This is a genomic window from Micromonospora sp. KC606 (assembly GCF_004348675.1).
In the GTDB taxonomy this organism is placed as follows: domain Bacteria; phylum Actinomycetota; class Actinomycetes; order Mycobacteriales; family Micromonosporaceae; genus Micromonospora.
Window position 1 is genome coordinate 1 of the sequence record NZ_SMKN01000134.1, and the last position, 15987, is coordinate 15987.

General features: G+C 72.5%; 12 protein-coding genes. 8 read left to right on the forward strand and 4 right to left on the reverse strand.

The genetic code is table 11. The annotated features are described in order from the left end of the window. Positions 1-152 precede the first annotated feature (152 nt). Genes E1193_RS21810 through ugpC form a run of 4 tightly spaced genes read left to right on the forward strand, consistent with a single transcriptional unit; the run spans position 153 to position 4484 of the window. Positions 153-1439, forward strand: coding sequence for an ABC transporter substrate-binding protein (locus tag E1193_RS21810; protein WP_132185049.1), 1287 nt, complete (start codon positions 153-155; stop codon positions 1437-1439). Continuing rightward, on the forward strand, positions 1436-2431 hold the full coding sequence (locus E1193_RS21815; protein ID WP_132185050.1) for a sugar ABC transporter permease: 996 nt from the start codon (positions 1436-1438) through the stop codon (positions 2429-2431). Before E1193_RS21810 ends, E1193_RS21815 begins: the two co-directional genes overlap by 4 nt. Before the next feature lies 1 nt (position 2432). Further along, entirely contained in the window at positions 2433-3269 is an 837-nt protein-coding gene (locus tag E1193_RS21820) for a carbohydrate ABC transporter permease (protein ID WP_132185051.1), read from the forward strand. Between the two features lie 9 nt (positions 3270-3278). Further along, a complete protein-coding gene (gene ugpC, locus E1193_RS21825; protein WP_132185052.1) occupies positions 3279-4484 on the forward strand; it encodes a sn-glycerol-3-phosphate ABC transporter ATP-binding protein UgpC in 1206 nt (401 codons plus the stop codon). A 32-nt stretch (positions 4485-4516) separates the two neighbouring features. On the opposite strand, the gene E1193_RS21830 is transcribed toward ugpC, so the two are convergent. Both E1193_RS21830 and E1193_RS21835 read right to left on the reverse strand, forming a co-directional pair. Then, positions 4517-5584, reverse strand: a complete 1068-nt coding sequence (locus E1193_RS21830; protein ID WP_132185058.1) for a winged helix DNA-binding domain-containing protein — start codon at positions 5582-5584, stop codon at positions 4517-4519. 193 nt (positions 5585-5777) lie between these two features. Next, positions 5778-6500 (reverse strand): PRC and DUF2382 domain-containing protein, encoded by a 723-nt coding sequence (locus E1193_RS21835; RefSeq protein ID WP_132185053.1) that lies wholly within the window; start codon positions 6498-6500, stop codon positions 5778-5780. Between the two features lie 621 nt (positions 6501-7121). On the opposite strand from E1193_RS21835, the gene wrbA reads away from it, so the two are divergent. Next, complete coding sequence (gene wrbA, locus E1193_RS21840) at positions 7122-7742, forward strand: NAD(P)H:quinone oxidoreductase (protein WP_132185054.1); 621 nt, start codon at positions 7122-7124, stop codon at positions 7740-7742. A gap of 66 nt (positions 7743-7808) precedes the next feature. Here the strand turns inward: wrbA and E1193_RS21845 are convergent, their stop codons facing one another. Beyond that, positions 7809-9806 (reverse strand): anthranilate synthase family protein, encoded by a 1998-nt coding sequence (locus E1193_RS21845; RefSeq protein ID WP_132185055.1) that lies wholly within the window; start codon positions 9804-9806, stop codon positions 7809-7811. 265 nt (positions 9807-10071) lie between these two features. On the opposite strand from E1193_RS21845, the gene E1193_RS21850 reads away from it, so the two are divergent. The 3 genes from E1193_RS21850 (at position 10072) to E1193_RS21860 (ending at position 14514) form a co-directional block, all read left to right on the forward strand. After that, positions 10072-11493 carry an FGGY family carbohydrate kinase gene (locus E1193_RS21850; protein ID WP_132185056.1) on the forward strand — a complete coding sequence of 474 codons (1422 nt, stop codon included), beginning with the start codon at positions 10072-10074 and terminating at the stop codon, positions 11491-11493. Positions 11494-11563: 70 nt separating this feature from the next. Next, a complete protein-coding gene (locus E1193_RS21855; RefSeq protein ID WP_243707824.1) occupies positions 11564-14095 on the forward strand; it encodes a nitrate- and nitrite sensing domain-containing protein in 2532 nt (843 codons plus the stop codon). Next, complete coding sequence (locus E1193_RS21860) at positions 14092-14514, forward strand: roadblock/LC7 domain-containing protein (protein ID WP_132185057.1); 423 nt, start codon at positions 14092-14094, stop codon at positions 14512-14514. Before E1193_RS21855 ends, E1193_RS21860 begins: the two co-directional genes overlap by 4 nt. 75 nt (positions 14515-14589) lie before the next feature. Here E1193_RS21860 and E1193_RS21865 read toward each other — a convergent pair whose 3' ends face one another. Beyond that, positions 14590-15903, reverse strand: coding sequence for a GH1 family beta-glucosidase (locus E1193_RS21865; protein ID WP_243707825.1), 1314 nt, complete (start codon positions 15901-15903; stop codon positions 14590-14592). Positions 15904-15987 lie beyond the last annotated feature (84 nt).

Genomic DNA, 15987 nt, shown 5'->3' on the forward strand with positions numbered 1-15987 from the left:
CGGTGAGGTTTCGCGACTTCACGGCCCGGGCAGTGTAGGCGCACGAAACGCCCGGGAGCCGGCAATCTCCGCAGCCCGCCTGTCCCGGATGTCTCGCCGTGCACCGGGGCGCGGTGCCTCCCCGGTTTCTCGCCGAAGGAAGGGGGAGGGCGATGACGGACCCCGAAGCGCCTGGACACCGACGTCGACCGGGCGTCCGGGTCGGCGCGGCAGTCGCCGCGCTGGCGCTGGTCGTGCCGCTGGCCGCGTGCGGCTCCGGTGACGACGGCGGTACGCCCACCATCAACCTGTACTACCCGCCCGAGCAGAACCTGCAACAGGTCGTCGCCGACTGCAACGCCCAGGCCGGGGGCCGCTACACGATCGCCTACCGGGTGCTGCCCCGGCAGGCCGACGACCAGCGGGTGCAGCTGGTCCGCCGGCTCGCCGCCGGGGACAGCGGCATGGACGTGCTCGGCCTCGACGTCACCTGGACCCAGGAGTTCGCCAGTGCCGACTGGATCCGCGAGTGGACCGGTCAGGACCGGGCCGAGGTGGAACAGGGGACTCTCGCCGGTCCGCTGGCCACCGCCCGGTACGAGAACCGGCTCTACGGCGCGCCGAAGAACACCAACGTCCAGTTGCTCTGGTACCGCACCGACCTGGTCGCCCGGCCGCCGGCCACCTGGGACGAGATGATCTCCGCCGCCCAGGAGCTGAAGCGGCGGGGCCAGCCGTACCAGGTGCTCACCATGGGCGCCCAGTACGAGGGTCTGGTCGTCCTCTACAACACCCTCGCCGCGAGCGCCGGCGGCAAGATCCTCAGCGACGACGGCCGGCAGGCCGTCATGGACGCGGGCACCGTGAAGGCGCTCGACCTGCTCAAGCGGTTCGCCACGTCCGGCGTGACCGCACCGTCGTTCAGCAACGCCACCGAGGACCCGGTCCGGCTGGACTTCCAGTCCGGCAACGGCGCCTTCCAGATCAACTGGCCGTTCGTCTACCCCGCGCTGCAGGAGGCCGACCCGGCGCTGGCACAGCGGGTGCGCTGGGCGCGCGTCCCCGGCGTCGACGCCGGCACCCCCAGCAAGGTCACCATCGGCGGGACCAACCTGGCGGTCAGCGCCTACTCCAGGCACCCCGTCGAGTCGTTCGAGGCGGCGAAGTGCCTCCGCAACGCGGAACACCAGAAGTTCTCCGCGATCAACGACGGCGTCCCGCCCACCATCGAGAGGGTCTACGACGACCCGGAGATGAACGAGGCGTACCCGATGAAGGAGACCATCCTGGATGAGCTGAAGGAGCCGGCGGTGCGCCCGCTGAGCCCGGCGTACCAGAGCATCTCCACGGTGATGTCGGCGATCCTGTCCCCGCCCTCGGCGATCGAACCACAGCGGACCGCCGACGAGCTGCGGCGGGCGATCGCCGACGCGTTGGAGTCGAAGGGGGTCCTGCCGTGAGCGTCAACGCCACTCCCGCCGGCGCGGACGTCAGCGCCGACGCGGAACACGGCACCGGCCGGCACGCTGCCGTGCCCGGACAGCGGGCCCGCCGCCGGGGAAAGACCCCGCTGAGCGAGAACAGGAAGGCCGAGCGCCGACTGGGCTGGCTGCTCTGCGCCCCGGCCGCCCTGGTCATGGTGCTGGTGACCGCCTACCCCATCGCCTACTCGGTCTGGCTGTCGTTGCAGCGTTTCGACCTGCGCTTCCCCGACGAGCGCGAGTTCATCGGGCTGGAGAACTACGTCACCGTGCTCACCAACGACTTCTGGTGGACCGCGTTCGGCGTGACCATGCTGATCACGGTGGTCACCGTCGCGGTCGAACTGGTGCTCGGCATGGGACTGGCGCTGGTCATGCACCGCACGCTGGTCGGCCGGGGCATCGTCCGCACCGCCGCCCTGATCCCGTACGGCATCGTCACGGTGGTCGCCGCCTTCTCCTGGCGGTACGCCTGGACCCCCGGCACCGGCTACCTGGCCAACCTGTTCAGCGACGGGGCGCCGCTGACCGAGCGGGCCAGCTCGCTGGCGATCATCATGCTGGCCGAGATCTGGAAGACCACGCCGTTCATGGCGCTGCTGCTGATGGCCGGCCTCGCGCTGGTCCCGGAGGACCTGCTCAAGGCCGCCTCCACCGACGGGGCGACCGCCTGGCAGCGGTTCACCAAGGTGGTGCTGCCGGTGATGAAGCCGGCGATCCTGGTCGCGTTGCTGTTCCGCACCCTGGACGCGTTCCGGGTGTTCGACAACATCTTCGTGCTGACCGCGGGCGGCAACGAAACCTCCTCGGTGTCGATGCTCGCCTACAACAACCTGATCCGGGGCCTCAACCTCGGCATCGGCTCGACGATGTCGGTGCTGATCTTCCTCACCGTGGCGATCGTCGCCTTCGTCTTCGTGAAGCTGTTCGGTACCGCTGCCCCCGGCAGCGACGACGGGGAGAGGCGCTGAGATGGCAGTCGAGACCACCACCCGGGCGAAGCTGCGCTGGGGCCTGCTGGACGTCGTCGTCGTCGTCTTCGCGCTGGTCCCGGTGCTCTGGATCGCCTCACTGTCGTTCAAGACCCCGGCCACCCTCACCGACGGCCGATTCTGGCCCCGGGAGTGGACGCTGGACAACTACCGGAGCATCTTCGCCACCGACCAGTTCGTCCGGGCCCTGGTCAACTCGATCGGCATCGCCCTGATCGCCACCGGAATCGCGGTGGTGCTCGGCGCGATGGCCGCGTACGCGATCTCCCGGCTGGACTTCCCCGGCAAGCGGGTGCTCGTCGGCGTCTCCCTGTTGATCGCGATGTTCCCGCAGGTGTCGCTGGTGTCGCCGCTGTTCGAGATCGAGCGGCAGCTCGGCCTCTTCGACACCTGGCCGGGACTGATCCTGCCGTACATCACCTTCGCGCTGCCGCTGGCGATCTACACCCTGTCGGCGTTCTTCAAGCAGATCCCGTGGGATCTGGAGAAGGCGGCGAAGATGGACGGGGCCACCCAGGCCCAGGCGTTCCGGCGGGTCATCGCCCCGCTGGCCGCGCCGGGGCTGTTCACCACGGCGATCCTGGTCTTCATCTTCTGCTGGAACGACTTTCTGTTCGCCATCACGCTCACCTCCACCGAACGGGCCCGCACGGTGCCGGTGGCGCTGTCGTTCTTCACGGGCGAGTCGCAGTTCGAGGACCCGACCGGGGCGATCTGCGCCGCCGCCGTGGTGATCACCATTCCGATCATCCTGTTCGTGCTCTTCTTCCAGCGCCGCATCGTCTCCGGCCTGACCTCCGGCGCCGTCAAGGGATAGGTGACAACAATGGCTGACATCGTGCTGGACAAGCTGAGCAAGCGCTTCCCCGACGGCACCACGGCGGTGCGGGACATCGACCTGGAGATAGCCGACGGTGAGTTCGTGATCCTGGTCGGACCGTCGGGCTGCGGGAAGTCCACCACCCTCAACATGATCGCCGGTTTGGAGGACATCAGCTCCGGCGAACTGCGCATCGACGGGCAGCGGGTCAACGACAAGGCACCCCGGGACCGGGACATCGCGATGGTGTTCCAGTCGTACGCGCTCTACCCCAACATGACCGTGCGGGAGAACATGGCCTTCCCGCTGCGGCTGGCGAAGATGGACAAGCAGACCATCGACGCGAAGGTCGAGGAGGCGGCGAAGGTTCTGGAGCTGACCCCGCTGCTGGACCGCAAGCCGGCCAACCTCTCCGGCGGCCAGCGCCAGCGTGTCGCCATGGGCCGGGCGATCGTCCGGCAGCCCAAGGCGTTCCTGATGGACGAGCCGCTGTCCAACCTGGACGCCAAGCTGCGGGTGCAGATGCGTACCGTGGTGTCCCGGCTGCAGAAACAGCTGGGCACCACCACCGTCTACGTCACCCACGACCAGACCGAGGCGATGACCCTCGGCGACCGGGTGGTCATCATGCGGGGCGGCGCGATCCAGCAGGTCGGCCCGCCCCAGGAGCTGTACGACCACCCGCGCAACCTCTTCGTCGCCGGCTTCATCGGCTCGCCGTCGATGAACTTCCTGCACGCCGCCGTGGAGGACGGGAAACTGCGGACGGCACTGGGCGACGTGCCGATCGGCGAGCGAATCCGGCGGCAGCTCGACGCCGCCGACGCGCCCCGCGAGTTGATCCTCGGTGTCCGCCCCGAGCACTTCGAGGACGCCGAACTAGTCGACGACGACACCCGCCGGCGGGGCATGGAGTTCACCGCGCCGGTCGACATCGTCGAGTCGATGGGCTCGGACAAGTACGTCTACTTCACCATCGAGGGGCAGCGGGCCAGCGCCGCCGAACTGGAGGAGCTGGCGGCCGACGCGGGGGCCGACTTCAGCGGCGGCGGGGCCGGCCTGGTCACCCGGCTGTCGGCCGAGTCGTCGGTGCGCGAGGGGGAGGGCCGACGGGTCTGGTTCAACCTGGAGAAGATCCACCTGTTCGACCCGACCACCGGGCACAACCTGACCCTGCACGAGGGCCGCTCGGGCGGCGCGCTCGCCGACTGAGGCGACGTCTGGGGCCGGTTGCCCGCCCGGCCTCAGTCCGCCCACTCCAACCGGGCCGGCAGCCCGAGGAAGCGCGCGTACGGGTAGACGGCCGCCGCCACCCGCTCGCGCGTCGCCAGGTCGAGACTGACCAACGGGCGCACGGCGACCCGGACCCTGGTCTTCGTCGCGGTGCGCCTCCAGGTGCCGACCACCCGGCCGGCGCGCACGACGGTGGGCTGGAAGACGCCGTTGCTCCCCGGGATGATGGCCTGCCTGTGCGCGGGGTCGAGCATCAACGCGCGGTCCTTGTAGCCGAGCAGGTACTCGTCGAAGCCGGGCAGGGCCAGCACCTCGTCGACCGGTTCCCGGGGGGCGTCGAGCAGGGCCGGGTCCAACAGGGCCTCGACCCCGTCCACCCGGACGGTGGCGAGCGCGTCGCCGGCGACCGCCACCGCCCGCCGGGCGTCGGCCGCGGTGAGGCCCGTCCAGCCGGCGAAGTCCTGCCGGGTCGTCGGCCCGTGGCTGCGGAAGTACCGGGTCGCGAGGACGCCGAGGGCCTCGTCGCGCTCGGGCCGGCGCGGGTCGGGCGCCCACTCGTCGAGCAGGGCGAACGTCTGCTCGGTGCCGATGTGCGGGGCGACGCACGTGACGCCGCGCTGGCTGGCGTACCAGAGCAGGTGGTAGCCGCGCTGGCCGGCGCAGTCGATGCCGGCGGCGGCGAGCGCGGCCAGGCACCCGGCGCGGGTCAACCGGCCGCCCCCGGCCAGCGCCGCGTCGAGCACGTCGGCGGCCCGGTCGGCCTCGGCCTCGGTGAGGCCGAGCAACTCCCGCCGCCGCTGCGCCCCGGCCAGCGCCCGCACGCCGGTGACCTCCAGCATCCACCGGGCGTCCCGAGCAGGTACGAGGTGCACCGTCCCCCGCATCGGCCAGGTACGCAGCGCCTCCCGCCGCTCCAGCGCCGCGTGGATGTCGGCCGCCGTGCGCCCGGGCAGCCGGACACCCAGTGACCACATGCCGCTCGCCACGTCCTGGGCCTGCATGGCGCCGAACCACTCCACGACACCGGCCACGCTCTCCGGCCGGCCCCGCGGGTGCTCCCGCAGCAGCAGGCTGGTCATCCGCAACGCCAGCGCCTCGTCGCCGGTCAACCGCACCTCGGCCGCCCTTCCTCGGGAATCGGCCGTCAGCCTAGGCGCAACCCCCGACACGCGGACGACGTCGCGCGCCTCCGGGCACGGAGACGACGCGCCGGGCGGACGGGCCGTGTGCCCGTCCGCCCGGCTGCCACGGCGCGTGCCGCGACCGTCGTGGTCAGCGGCGCCGACGCGCCGGCTCCGGCACCTCGGCGTCGATCCGCTCCCGGCGGACCTGCTCGTCGATCGGCTGTTCCTCGACCACCTCGTCCTTGGCCAGCCGGACCCGCTCGACCGGGACCTGTTCCTTGCTGACCACCGGACGCTCGGCGCGCAGCTCCATCTCCCGCTGCTCGTCGCGGATGTCCGGCCGAATGTCACCCCGGTTCGCCTCGGTGATCGGCTCGTGGACCACGCGCACCTCGTCGTGCTCGATCGGCACAATGGTGTGCACGTCCTCGGTCACCACCTGCTTGCGCAGCCGGGCGGTGCCCGCCGGCTGACTCTCGGTGCCGACCCGCAGCCGCTCCTCCGACCGGGTCAGTTCCGGCGAGCCGGGCGTACGCTGCGGCGGACGCTCCTGCTGCTGGAGCTGGTAGTGCCGGTAGAGCTGGGCGAGCTGGTCGGCGTCGAGCGGCTGGTTGGTGCCGGCGTCGACCGTGGGTGCGCTCTTGACGGTCGCCTTGTCGTACGGCACCGTCACCCGACCCTCGGCCATCCCGGCTCCGGTCAGCGGGGCCATGGTCTCGTGGTGGCCCATCATGCCGGTCTTGACGCTGACCCAGGTCGGCTCGCCGGCGGCGTCGGCCCATACCCGTGCCACGCTGCCGATTTTCGTGCCCGAGCGGTCCTGGACGTCCTGTCCGTACAGCGCGCGGACCTGCTGTTCGGTCAGTCGCATGGTTCGTCCTTCCTCTCGTGGGTCACCAGCCGGCTACCCGACGACCCGGGGCAGCATTCGCCGGACCGCCGATAGATGGCGGCACGGTCAGTGGGCTTCGTGCCGGGCCGTGCCGGTCAGTGCCCCGGACGTCGGGAATTCGCTGGGCCGGAGCGGTGCGACGCCTGTGAGGTGACGAGGTGAGAGATGCGGGTCGGCGGGCAGGACCGCCTCCGCCAGCGGGTCGACGACCTGTCCGACGCGCTCACCGGGTGAGCGGTATCCAGGCCGTCGACCCGCTGACGGATCCCCCAGCTGGAACGGGCCCCTGATCGCGCTACGCCCGCCGTTTCACGAGCGGAGCGCGATCCCCCGTTCAGGTCCCCCGACGTGCCGGCGACCGTTGCGTGCCGTAGACACCCGTGCGAACAGGATTCCGGTTGGAGGTGTCCGTGGCACCGCTCCCACACAGAACTTGCGGAAATCTTGAGCTGCTGCGCCTGGCGGCGGAGTGTCCGGCGCAGCATCAGTGGGCCGACGTCCCCTCGCTCGGGTGCCGGAAGCCTGCGCAGCCACCAACGTTTGACGGCGCAAACAACGGGTAGTCGCCGGAGCTGACCCGAAACGAGGAGGAATCGTCTGATGGACGGCCAGGTCAAGGTCGCGGTGATCTACTACAGCGCTACCGGCATCACCTACCAGATGGCGCAGGCTGCCTGTGAGGCGGCCGGTGAGGTTGGTGCCGAGGTCCGCCTGCGCAGGGTGCGCGAACTGGCCCCGGACGAGGCGATCCGCTCCAACGCGGGCTGGCAGGCGCACCGCCTGGAGACCCAGGATGTCATGGAGGCCGAGATCGACGACCTGGCCTGGGCGGATGTGGTCATCTTCGGCTCGCCCACCCGCTACGGCATGATTGCCGCGCAGCTCAAGCAGTTCATCGACACCACCGGCCCGCTCTGGGCCAACGGGGTGCTGACGAACAAGGTTTACAGCGCCTTCACCTCCGCCGCCACCGAGCACGGCGGGCAGGAGTCCACCCTGCTGTCGCTGTTCACGGTCTTCCACCACTGGGGCGGCATCGTGGTGACTCCCGGCTACACCGACCCCAGCCAGTTCGTCGCCGGCAATCCCTACGGCGCCTCGCACACCAGCAACAACGGGGAGGTTCCCCCGGACCACGTCGCGCTGGCCGCCACCGCGCTGACCGCCAAGCGGGCGGTGCAGATCGGCGCGGCCCTCAAGCGCGGGCTCGCCGCCGGCTGACCCATCGGCGACCGGTGGCCCGGGCGGGGGCTCACGACCCGTCCGGGCCACCGGTCGCCGGCATCCCTACCCGCGATCCGGTGAACCGTGCGCGGCCAGCGCCGGATGCGCCAGCAGGTGACCGAGCAGGTCCGCCAGGACCGCCATCCCGTCCCGACTGAGCACCGACTCCGGATGGAACTGCACACCGGCGAAACCAGGGCCGCGCAGCGCGTGCACCGCCGCGTCGACCGGGTCGCGGGACAGTTCCACCGGCCCGTACGGGCTGCCGACCCGGTCTGCGTCGGCCAGTGCCGTGAAGGTGGCGTAGAAGCCCACCCGACGGGGCGTGCCAAAAACGGTGACCTCGCGTTGCAGCCCCTGGTAGGGCGCCTCCCGCCGGTGCAGGGGCAGCCCCAGCAGGCCGGCGAGCAACTGGTGGCCGAGGCAGACCGCCAGCGTCGGTAGGCCGGCGGCCAGCCGCGCGGTCAGCAGCCCGCTTAGCGCCGCCATCTTCGGCTCGCCCGCCGCCCGTGGGTCACCCGGCCCGGGCCCGACGACCACCAGGTCGTACGCCTCGAGGGCGCCGGGCCGTCGCCACGGGCGTACCTCGACGGCGAGGCCGAGCGCACCGAGCTGGTGGGCCAGCATCCCGGTGAAGGTGTCCTCGCCGTCGACGATCAGCGCCCGACGCCCGACCAGACCCGGCAGGGTGATCGCCCCGGGCAGCCGCTGGTCGAGCCAGAACCGGGCCAGCGGGGCGTTCCGCTCGGCGAGTGCCGCCCGCACCTCCGGGTCGTCGGCGAGCGCCGCCTCCGCGCCGCGCCGACTCGCGCCGGCCGGGTGCGCCGTCGGGTCGGCCGGGTGCGCCGCCGTACCGGCGGAGTCGTGGCGGGCCGCCGTGGCGGGAACGGGCGCCTGCGGACCCAGCCCGAACGCGGCGAGCACTCCGGCCGCCTTCGCGTGCGTCTCGGCCACCTCACCGGCCGCCGTCGAGTGCCGCACCAGGGTCGCCCCCACCGGTACCCTCAGCTCGCCGGCGGGGGAGATCTCCGCCGTCCGGATGAGGATCGGCGCGTCCAGCGTCTGCCGGCCCCCGGCGTCCCGGCCCAGCAGGGCCAGCACCCCGGAGTAGTAGCGGCGGCCGGCCGGCTCGTGCCGGGCGATCACCCGGCAGGCGTTCTCCATCGGGCTCCCGGTCACCGTCGGGGCGAACATCGTCTCCCGCAGCACCTCCCGGACGTCCCGCGTCCCCCGCCCCGCGAGCAGGTACTCCGTGTGCGCGAGATGGGACATCTCCTTCAGGTAGGGCCCGACCACCTGACCGCCGTGCTCGGCGACGGTGGCCATCATCTTCAGTTCCTCGTCGAGGACCATGTACAGCTCCTCGACCTCCTTCGGATCGCGCAGGAAGCGCAGCAGCGCGTCCCGGTCCGCCAGGGTGCCGGTGTGCCGGAACGTCCCGCTGATCGGGTTCATCATCACCAGGCCGTCGTCGACGCTGACGTGCCGCTCAGGGCTAGCCCCGACCAGGATCCGGGTGCCGGTGTGCACCAGGAACGTCCAGTAGGCTCCCCGCTCGGCGAGCAGCAGCCGGCGCAGCGCCGCCGACGCCGCCGCCAACGGCGGGCCCTGCACGGTCGCCCGCAGGGTGCGGTGGATGACGAAGTTCGCCCCCTCGCCACGCCCGATCTCGTCGGCCAGGACACGCCCGACAATGTCGGCGTACTCCGCGTCGGTGACGTCGAACGCGGCGCCCGTGGTGACCACGGGTGCCTCCGGCAGCGCGGCGAGCGCGTCGGCCAGGGCGACCGGGACGTTCCCGGTGATCTCCAGGTACTCCAGCGGGGTGCCGTCGTCGACACACGCGAAGCCGCGCTCGACGACCTGCCGGTACGGCACCAGCGCCAGCGTGCGGGGCCCGGCCGAACCGGCCGGCAACGGCAGGTCGGCGAGTCGGTCCGCGACGCCTACCGAACCGGTGAAGAGGTCCAGGTGATCGGCGCCCTCGCGGCGGACCAGCGCGAACGGGCCGGGGTCGGCGCCCCGGGCGAGGGCGGTGAGCAGGTGGTGCGGGCGGATCATCGGGTCTCCTCGAAGGCATTCGCCGTCCGCCGGGGCAGCTCGGGAGCCGGGAGAGTCCGGCGGCCGCCTCGTCGGGCGGCCGCGTGGAAGCTACGCGCGAAGGAGGGCCGCCGGGTCGGCGGGCCACCAGCAGGACAGGGGCGCGAGCATGGCGTCACCCTACGCGGGCCGGCCCTGGCCCGATAGCCGTTCCCACTCCGTGGGGGCAGGCTCCGGCGGCCGATCATGACATCGCCGGCCCCCTGGTTGGGTACCGTGACCCGCGATGAACATTCTCGCTCTCGACCTCGGCACCTCCTCGGTACGCGGGCTCGTGCTCGATGCCGACGCGGACCCGCTGCCGGGCGCCCTGGCCCGCCGCAGGGTGCGCGTGGCGGTGGCCGACGATGGCACCGGCACCCTCGATGCGGCGCACTACCTCGCCTGCCTGGTCGAGTGCCTGGACGAACTCGCCGACGGCGGGCACCTGCGCGACGTGGCGCTGGTCGCGGTCTCCGCCCAGTGGCACTCGGTGGTGCCGCTCGACCTCGCCGGCGTGCCGCTCGGGCCCGTGCTCACCTGGCTGGACACCCGGGCCGAGCCGCTGCCCGGCGCGGTTGGCCCGGCCGACCCGGCCGCCTTCCACCGGCGTACCGGCACCTGGTGGCACCGCTCCTACTGGTCGGTGCGGCTGCCCTGGTTGCGCGCCCAGGGCTGCGGCCCGGTCAGTCGATTCGTCGGCCTGGCGGAGTACGTCCTGGGCGAGCTGCTCGACAGCGCTCCCGCGTCGGTGTCGATGGCCTCCGGCACCGGGCTGCTCGACCTGCGCGCGATGGACTGGGACGCCGAGGCATGCGCGCTGGCCGGCGTACGCCACGGCGAACTGCCCGAGCTGGCGCCGACGGGTTGGCGGGGGCGGCTCCGTCCGGAACACGCCCGGCGCTGGCCGGAGCTGGCCCTCGTTGGTTGGGCCGCGGCGATCGGCGACGGGGCAGCCTCCAATGTGGGCTCCGGCTGCGTCGACCCGCGTCGGGCGGCGGTCACCGTGGGCACCTCCGCCGCCGTGCGCCTGGTGCAGCGGGTGCCCGTCGACACCGACCTACCACCGCTGCCCGAGCAGCTCTGGCGGTACCGGGTGGACCACGAGCACGTGGTGACCGGCTCTGCCTACTCCTGCGGGGGCAACCTGTTCGCCTGGGCCAACCGCGAGCTGCGGCTGCCGCGCGGGCGGGACCTGGAGGTCGCCCTGGCCCGCGTGCCCGCGTCCGGCGGGGGGGTGGCGGCGAACCCGCGACTCGGTGGTGACCGCCCGCCCGGCACCGCCCCGGCCGGCGTGGGTGAGCTGCGAGGGCTCAGCTTCTCCACCACCGGGGTGGAGATCCTGGCCGGGTTGATGACCGGGCTGTGCCGACTGGTCGCCGACGACCTGGCCGTGCTGGAGTCCGTGGTGGACCAACCGGTCCACGTGGTGTTGGGTGGGGGAGCGGTGTCGGCGTCCGCCTGGTGGCGGTCGGCGTTCGCCGCCGCCCTCGCCCCAAGGCACGTCCGGCACCGCTCCGAGCCGGAGATAGGGGCCATCGGCGCCGCGTTGGTGGCCCTCGGGCGGGTCGCCGCGGCGGAGCGGCTCGCCGGCTCCGGACGGACGGCGCAGGAGGAGCCGTCCCCGTCCGCACATCCCGCCGCTCCCCCGGCCGCCGGCGGCCGTTGACACAGCTCGCCGGCCTGGTTGGATGGACCCCGCTCCCCGACGAGGGGGAGCGGGGACCGAGGAGGCAGGTGTGGGCGCAGGTCCCGATCCGACCGGGAGCGGGCAGATCGGCGGCGGCCGGTCCAGTGTCGGGATCGCCCCGCACCGGCGCCGGTCGCCGTTGCGGCTGCGGGACTGGCGCATGCGGACGAAACTCGCCACCGTCCTGGTCATCCCGTCGGTGGCCTTCCTCGTGCTGGCCGGGGTGCAGACCACGACGCTGGTGGGGCGGACGACCGCGTTGAGCGACTTCGCCCAGCAGGTCGGCATCGGCCGGCAGATCAGCGCCCTGGTGGACGGTCTCCAGCAGGAACGCGACCGGACGGCGGGCGAGTTGGCCGAGTTACGCCGGGACGGCCTCTCCTCCGACCGGGCGGCGTCGGCGCTGGCGCTGCGCCCGTTCCAGGACGCCACCGACGCCGCAGCCGGCGAGCTGCGCCGGGCCGCCGCGCCGCTGGCGGACGCGGACGCCTCCTGGCGGGTCTCCTACGGCAGGGCACTGGAGGCGTACGACCAGGTCCGCTACATCCGCGCGGCGATCCTGCCGGCGGTGCTGAACCCCGAGACCATCCTGGGCAGTTACCATCGGGCGGTCGACGCGCTACTCAATCTCCTCGCCGAGCCCTCGCCCGGCGAGGACCAGCCGGAGCTGACCGAAGCGGTGCTGCGCTACGTGCAGTTGGCCCGGGTCAAGGAGCTGTCGTCGCGGGTTCGCGCCCAGGTCTACGCCGCCGCCCGGACCGGTCGGTACAACCGCGACGACCAGGTCACTCTCACCGACCTGCGGACCCAGCAGTTGGCCGCGCTCGGCGCGTTCCGGGTCGCCGCGACCACCGGGCAGATCCAGCTGTACGACCGCGCCTCCCTCGACCCGGGGTTCGTCGAGGCGACCAGGCTGGAAGAGAAGAGCCTCGCCAGCGGCGGGGCCCGGCCGGCGGTGCTCCCCGCTGAGCAGTGGTGGGATGCGAGCGCCCAGCGGCAGGAGCTGCTGCGCCAGATCGAGGCGCGGGTGCTCGACGACGCGGCGACCCGGGCCGACGACGTCAGCGGCGACCAGCTGCGGGCCACCCTGGCGGTGGTGGGCGGCATCCTGGTGGTGCTGGGGCTGGCTGTGCTGCTCGCTCTGCTGATCGGCCGCTCCATCGCCAACTCCATCAAGCGGCTGCGCGGGCAGGCCCTGCGGATTGCGCAGGTGGAGCTGCCGCACGCACTGGACCGGTTGCGCTCGGTGCAGGGCAACCTGCCCACGATCGAGGTGGCGCCGCCGGTGGTGACCTCCCTCGACGAGCTGGGGGAGCTGGCGGAGGCGTTCGTCGCGGTGCACCGCAGCGCGGTCAGCGTCGCCGTCGAGCAGGCCGAGACGCGCCGCAGCGTGAACGCGATGTTCGTCAACCTGGCCCGGCGCAGCCAGGTGCTGGTGGAACGGCAGCTGGAGCTGCTGGACGACCTGGAGCGGGAGGAGTCAGACCCGGACCAGCTGGAGAACCTGTTCAAGCTCGACCACCTGGCGGCCCGCATGCGCCGCAACGACGAGAGCCTGCTGGTGTTGGCCGGCACCGAGTCCACCCGCCGGTGGAACCGCCCGGTCGGTCTCGGTGCGGTGCTCCTCGCGGCCAGCGCCGAGATCGAGCAGTACCAGCGGGTCCGCCACGACTCGGTGGCCGAGGTGCACGTGGTCGGGCACGCCGTGGGCGAGCTGGTGCACCTGCTGGCCGAGCTGCTGGAGAACGCGACCATCTTCTCCCGACCGGACACCCTGGTCCGGGTGACCGTTCGCCGCGAGGGCGCCGGCGCGCTGGTGGAGATCGTCGATCAGGGAATCGGGATGAGCCGGGCCGCCCTGGAGCAGGCCAACGCCGTGCTCGTCGCACCGCCGGCCGCGGACGTCGCCGCCTCCGAGCGGATGGGTCTCTTCGTGGTCAGCCATCTCGCCGCCCGGCACGGGGTACGGGTGCACCTGGCCGCGGCAGACGTGGGTCTGGTCGCCCGGGTCCTGGTGCCGTCCGAACTGCTGAGTTCGGCTCCCACGCCGGAGCTGGACCCGCCGGCGGCTCGGATGATCACGACGGGAGGCGCTGGCACCACCCGGCGGCGGCGTACCGTGCCCCGCCCGGGTCGCCCCCAGCCCGGGGAGCTGCCGGTGGCGGGGCGGCGTCCCGACCCGACGCCCAGTTCCGGCCGTCCCAAGCCGTTGCGCGCCGAGGACGTGCTGGCGCCGGCGGGCCCGCCCGCGCCGGCCGGTGGCGGCTGGTGGTCCCGACAGGGGCCGGCGCCTTCCTCGCCCGCGTCCATCGGGCATGTGACGGCGGAGCCGCCCGTGACGCCGGTGATCGGAGGCACCAGCACGCGTGGACTTCCCGTCCGGGTGCCTATGGCACAGTTGTCCGCCGTGACCGAGCCTGCCCGGCCGACGGTCCCCGCCGCACGTGAGGACCCGGACCCGGAGGCGGTCGGCGGAATGCTGTCCAGGTTGTACAGCGGCGTCCGTCGGGCGGAGGCCGAGGAAGACAGAGAGACGACCCTGCCGTCGGGCGGGGTGCACAGCGAAGGGGGACGACAGTGACGACGTTAAGCCAGGAGGCACGGGACCTGAACTGGCTGGTCAACGCGTTCGCCGAGCGGGTGCCGGGGGTCGCCCACGCGGTGGTGGTCTCCTCCGACGGGCTCCTGGTCGCGATCTCGGCGCACCTGCCCCGCGACCATGCCGACAAGCTCGCCGCGGTGACCTCGGGGCTGATGAGCATCACCGCCGGGGCGGCGCAGATGTTCGACGGTGACGTGGTGAAGCAGACGGTGGTCGAGATGGGGCGCGGTTACTTCCTGGTCATGCAGATCCGGGACGGCTCGATTCTGGCCACCCTGGCCGGCGGCGAGGCCGACATCGGTGTGGTGGGTTACGAGATGGCCCGCCTGGCCAAGCAGGCCGGCGAGATACTCACTCCGGCGTTGCGTGCCGAGTTGCAGCAGGCTCTGCCGCGCTGACGCGACGGCGCCCCGGCGCGGCCGGACCGCACCCCCGCAGGGGGTGCGGTCCGGCCGCACCGGTTGGCGCACGGTTCAGAGCCCGTTGTCGCGGATGACCTCCCGGTACCAGTGGGCGCTGCGCTTGAGCACCCGAAGTTGGGTGGCGTAGTCCACGTAGACCAGTCCCCAGCGCTGGTCGTACCCCTCGGCCCACTCGAAGTTGTCCAGCAGCGACCAGACGTGGTAGCTCTCCAGCGGCACGCCGTCGGCGATGGCGCGGTGCGCGGCGGTGAAGTGGTCCCGCAGGAACGCGATCCGGCCGGCGTCGTCGACCGCGCCGTCGGGGCCGAGCACGTCCGGGCAGGGCAGCCCGTTCTCGGTGATGGTGATCGGGACCGGGCCGTAGTCGCGGGTGACCCGGGTCAGGATGTCGTACATCCCGTCCGGGTGGATCTGCTGCCAGTCAGCCTGCGACGTGGGCCAACGCGGGGCTTTGGCGCCGTCGGCGGTCACGTAGTACGGCGTGTAGTACTGCACGGCGAGCAGGTCCACCGGGGTGGCGATGATTTCCAGGTCGCCGTCGGCGATGCCCTGCGCCATCCGGCTGCCGTCGCCGAGGTCGGCGAGCACGTCCTCGGGGTAGGCGCCCTTGAGGATCGAGTCCAGGTAGAGGCGGTTCTCGTAGCCGTCGTACAACCGGGCGGCCGAGGCGGCGGCGGGAGTGTCGTCGGCCGGGTAGCAGGGGTGCAGGTTCAGCGCCGGGCCGATCCGGGCGGCGGAGCCGCCGGCGCGCAGGGCGCGGACCGCCAGCCCGTGCGCGAGTTGGAGGTGGTGGGCCACCAGGTACGCGGCGTCCGGGTCCTGGCATCCGGGGGCGTGGTGCCCCTGGAGGTAGCCGTTCTGCACCACGGTCTTCGGTTCGTTGACGGTCAGCCAGACCGGGACCTGGTCGCCCAGGCCGTGGAACACGGCGGCGGCGTAGTCGCCGAAGCGGTAGGCGGTGTCCCGGTTCTCCCAGCCTCCGACGTCCTGAAGGGACTGGGGCAGGTCCCAGTGGAACAGGGTGACCATCGGCTCGATGCCGCGATCGTGCAGTCCGTCGATGAGGCGGCGGTAGAAGTCGAGACCGCGCTGGTTGGGCTCGCCGGTGCCGTCGGGCTGGATGCGGGGCCAGGAGACGGAGAACCGGTAGCTGTGCAGACCCAGGTCACGCATCAGGTCCAGATCCTCGGACCAGCGGTGGTAGTGGTCGACGGCCACGTCGCCGGTGTCGCCGTTGCGGGTCCGTCCGGGAGTGCGGCTGAAGGTGTCCCAGATGGATTCGCCCCGGCCGTCCTCCTTGGCGGCGCCCTCGATCTGGTACGCCGAGGTGGCCGCGCCCCAGCCGAAGTTGCTCGGGAAACGCAGGGTGGGGGCACCGGGGGAGGCCGTCGGGTCGACGCCCGGCGGGGTGCCGTCGCCGGCGGCCTCGGCCAGGGCCGGGGCCGGGGC

Excerpts from the sequence above, each read along its gene's own strand:
- E1193_RS21810 (WP_132185049.1), top strand. The coding sequence starts at position 153 with ATGACGGACCCCGAAGCGCCTGGACACCGACGTCGACCGGGCGTCCGG.
- ugpC (WP_132185052.1), top strand. The coding sequence starts at position 3,279 with ATGGCTGACATCGTGCTGGACAAGCTGAGCAAGCGCTTCCCCGACGGC.
- E1193_RS21835 (WP_132185053.1), bottom strand. The coding sequence starts at position 6,500 with ATGCGACTGACCGAACAGCAGGTCCGCGCGCTGTACGGACAGGACGTC.
- E1193_RS21850 (WP_132185056.1), top strand. The coding sequence starts at position 10,072 with ATGAACATTCTCGCTCTCGACCTCGGCACCTCCTCGGTACGCGGGCTC.
- E1193_RS21845 (WP_132185055.1), bottom strand. The coding sequence starts at position 9,806 with ATGATCCGCCCGCACCACCTGCTCACCGCCCTCGCCCGGGGCGCCGAC.
- E1193_RS21830 (WP_132185058.1), bottom strand. The coding sequence starts at position 5,584 with ATGACCAGCCTGCTGCTGCGGGAGCACCCGCGGGGCCGGCCGGAGAGC.
- wrbA (WP_132185054.1), top strand. The coding sequence starts at position 7,122 with ATGGACGGCCAGGTCAAGGTCGCGGTGATCTACTACAGCGCTACCGGC.
- E1193_RS21820 (WP_132185051.1), top strand. The coding sequence starts at position 2,433 with ATGGCAGTCGAGACCACCACCCGGGCGAAGCTGCGCTGGGGCCTGCTG.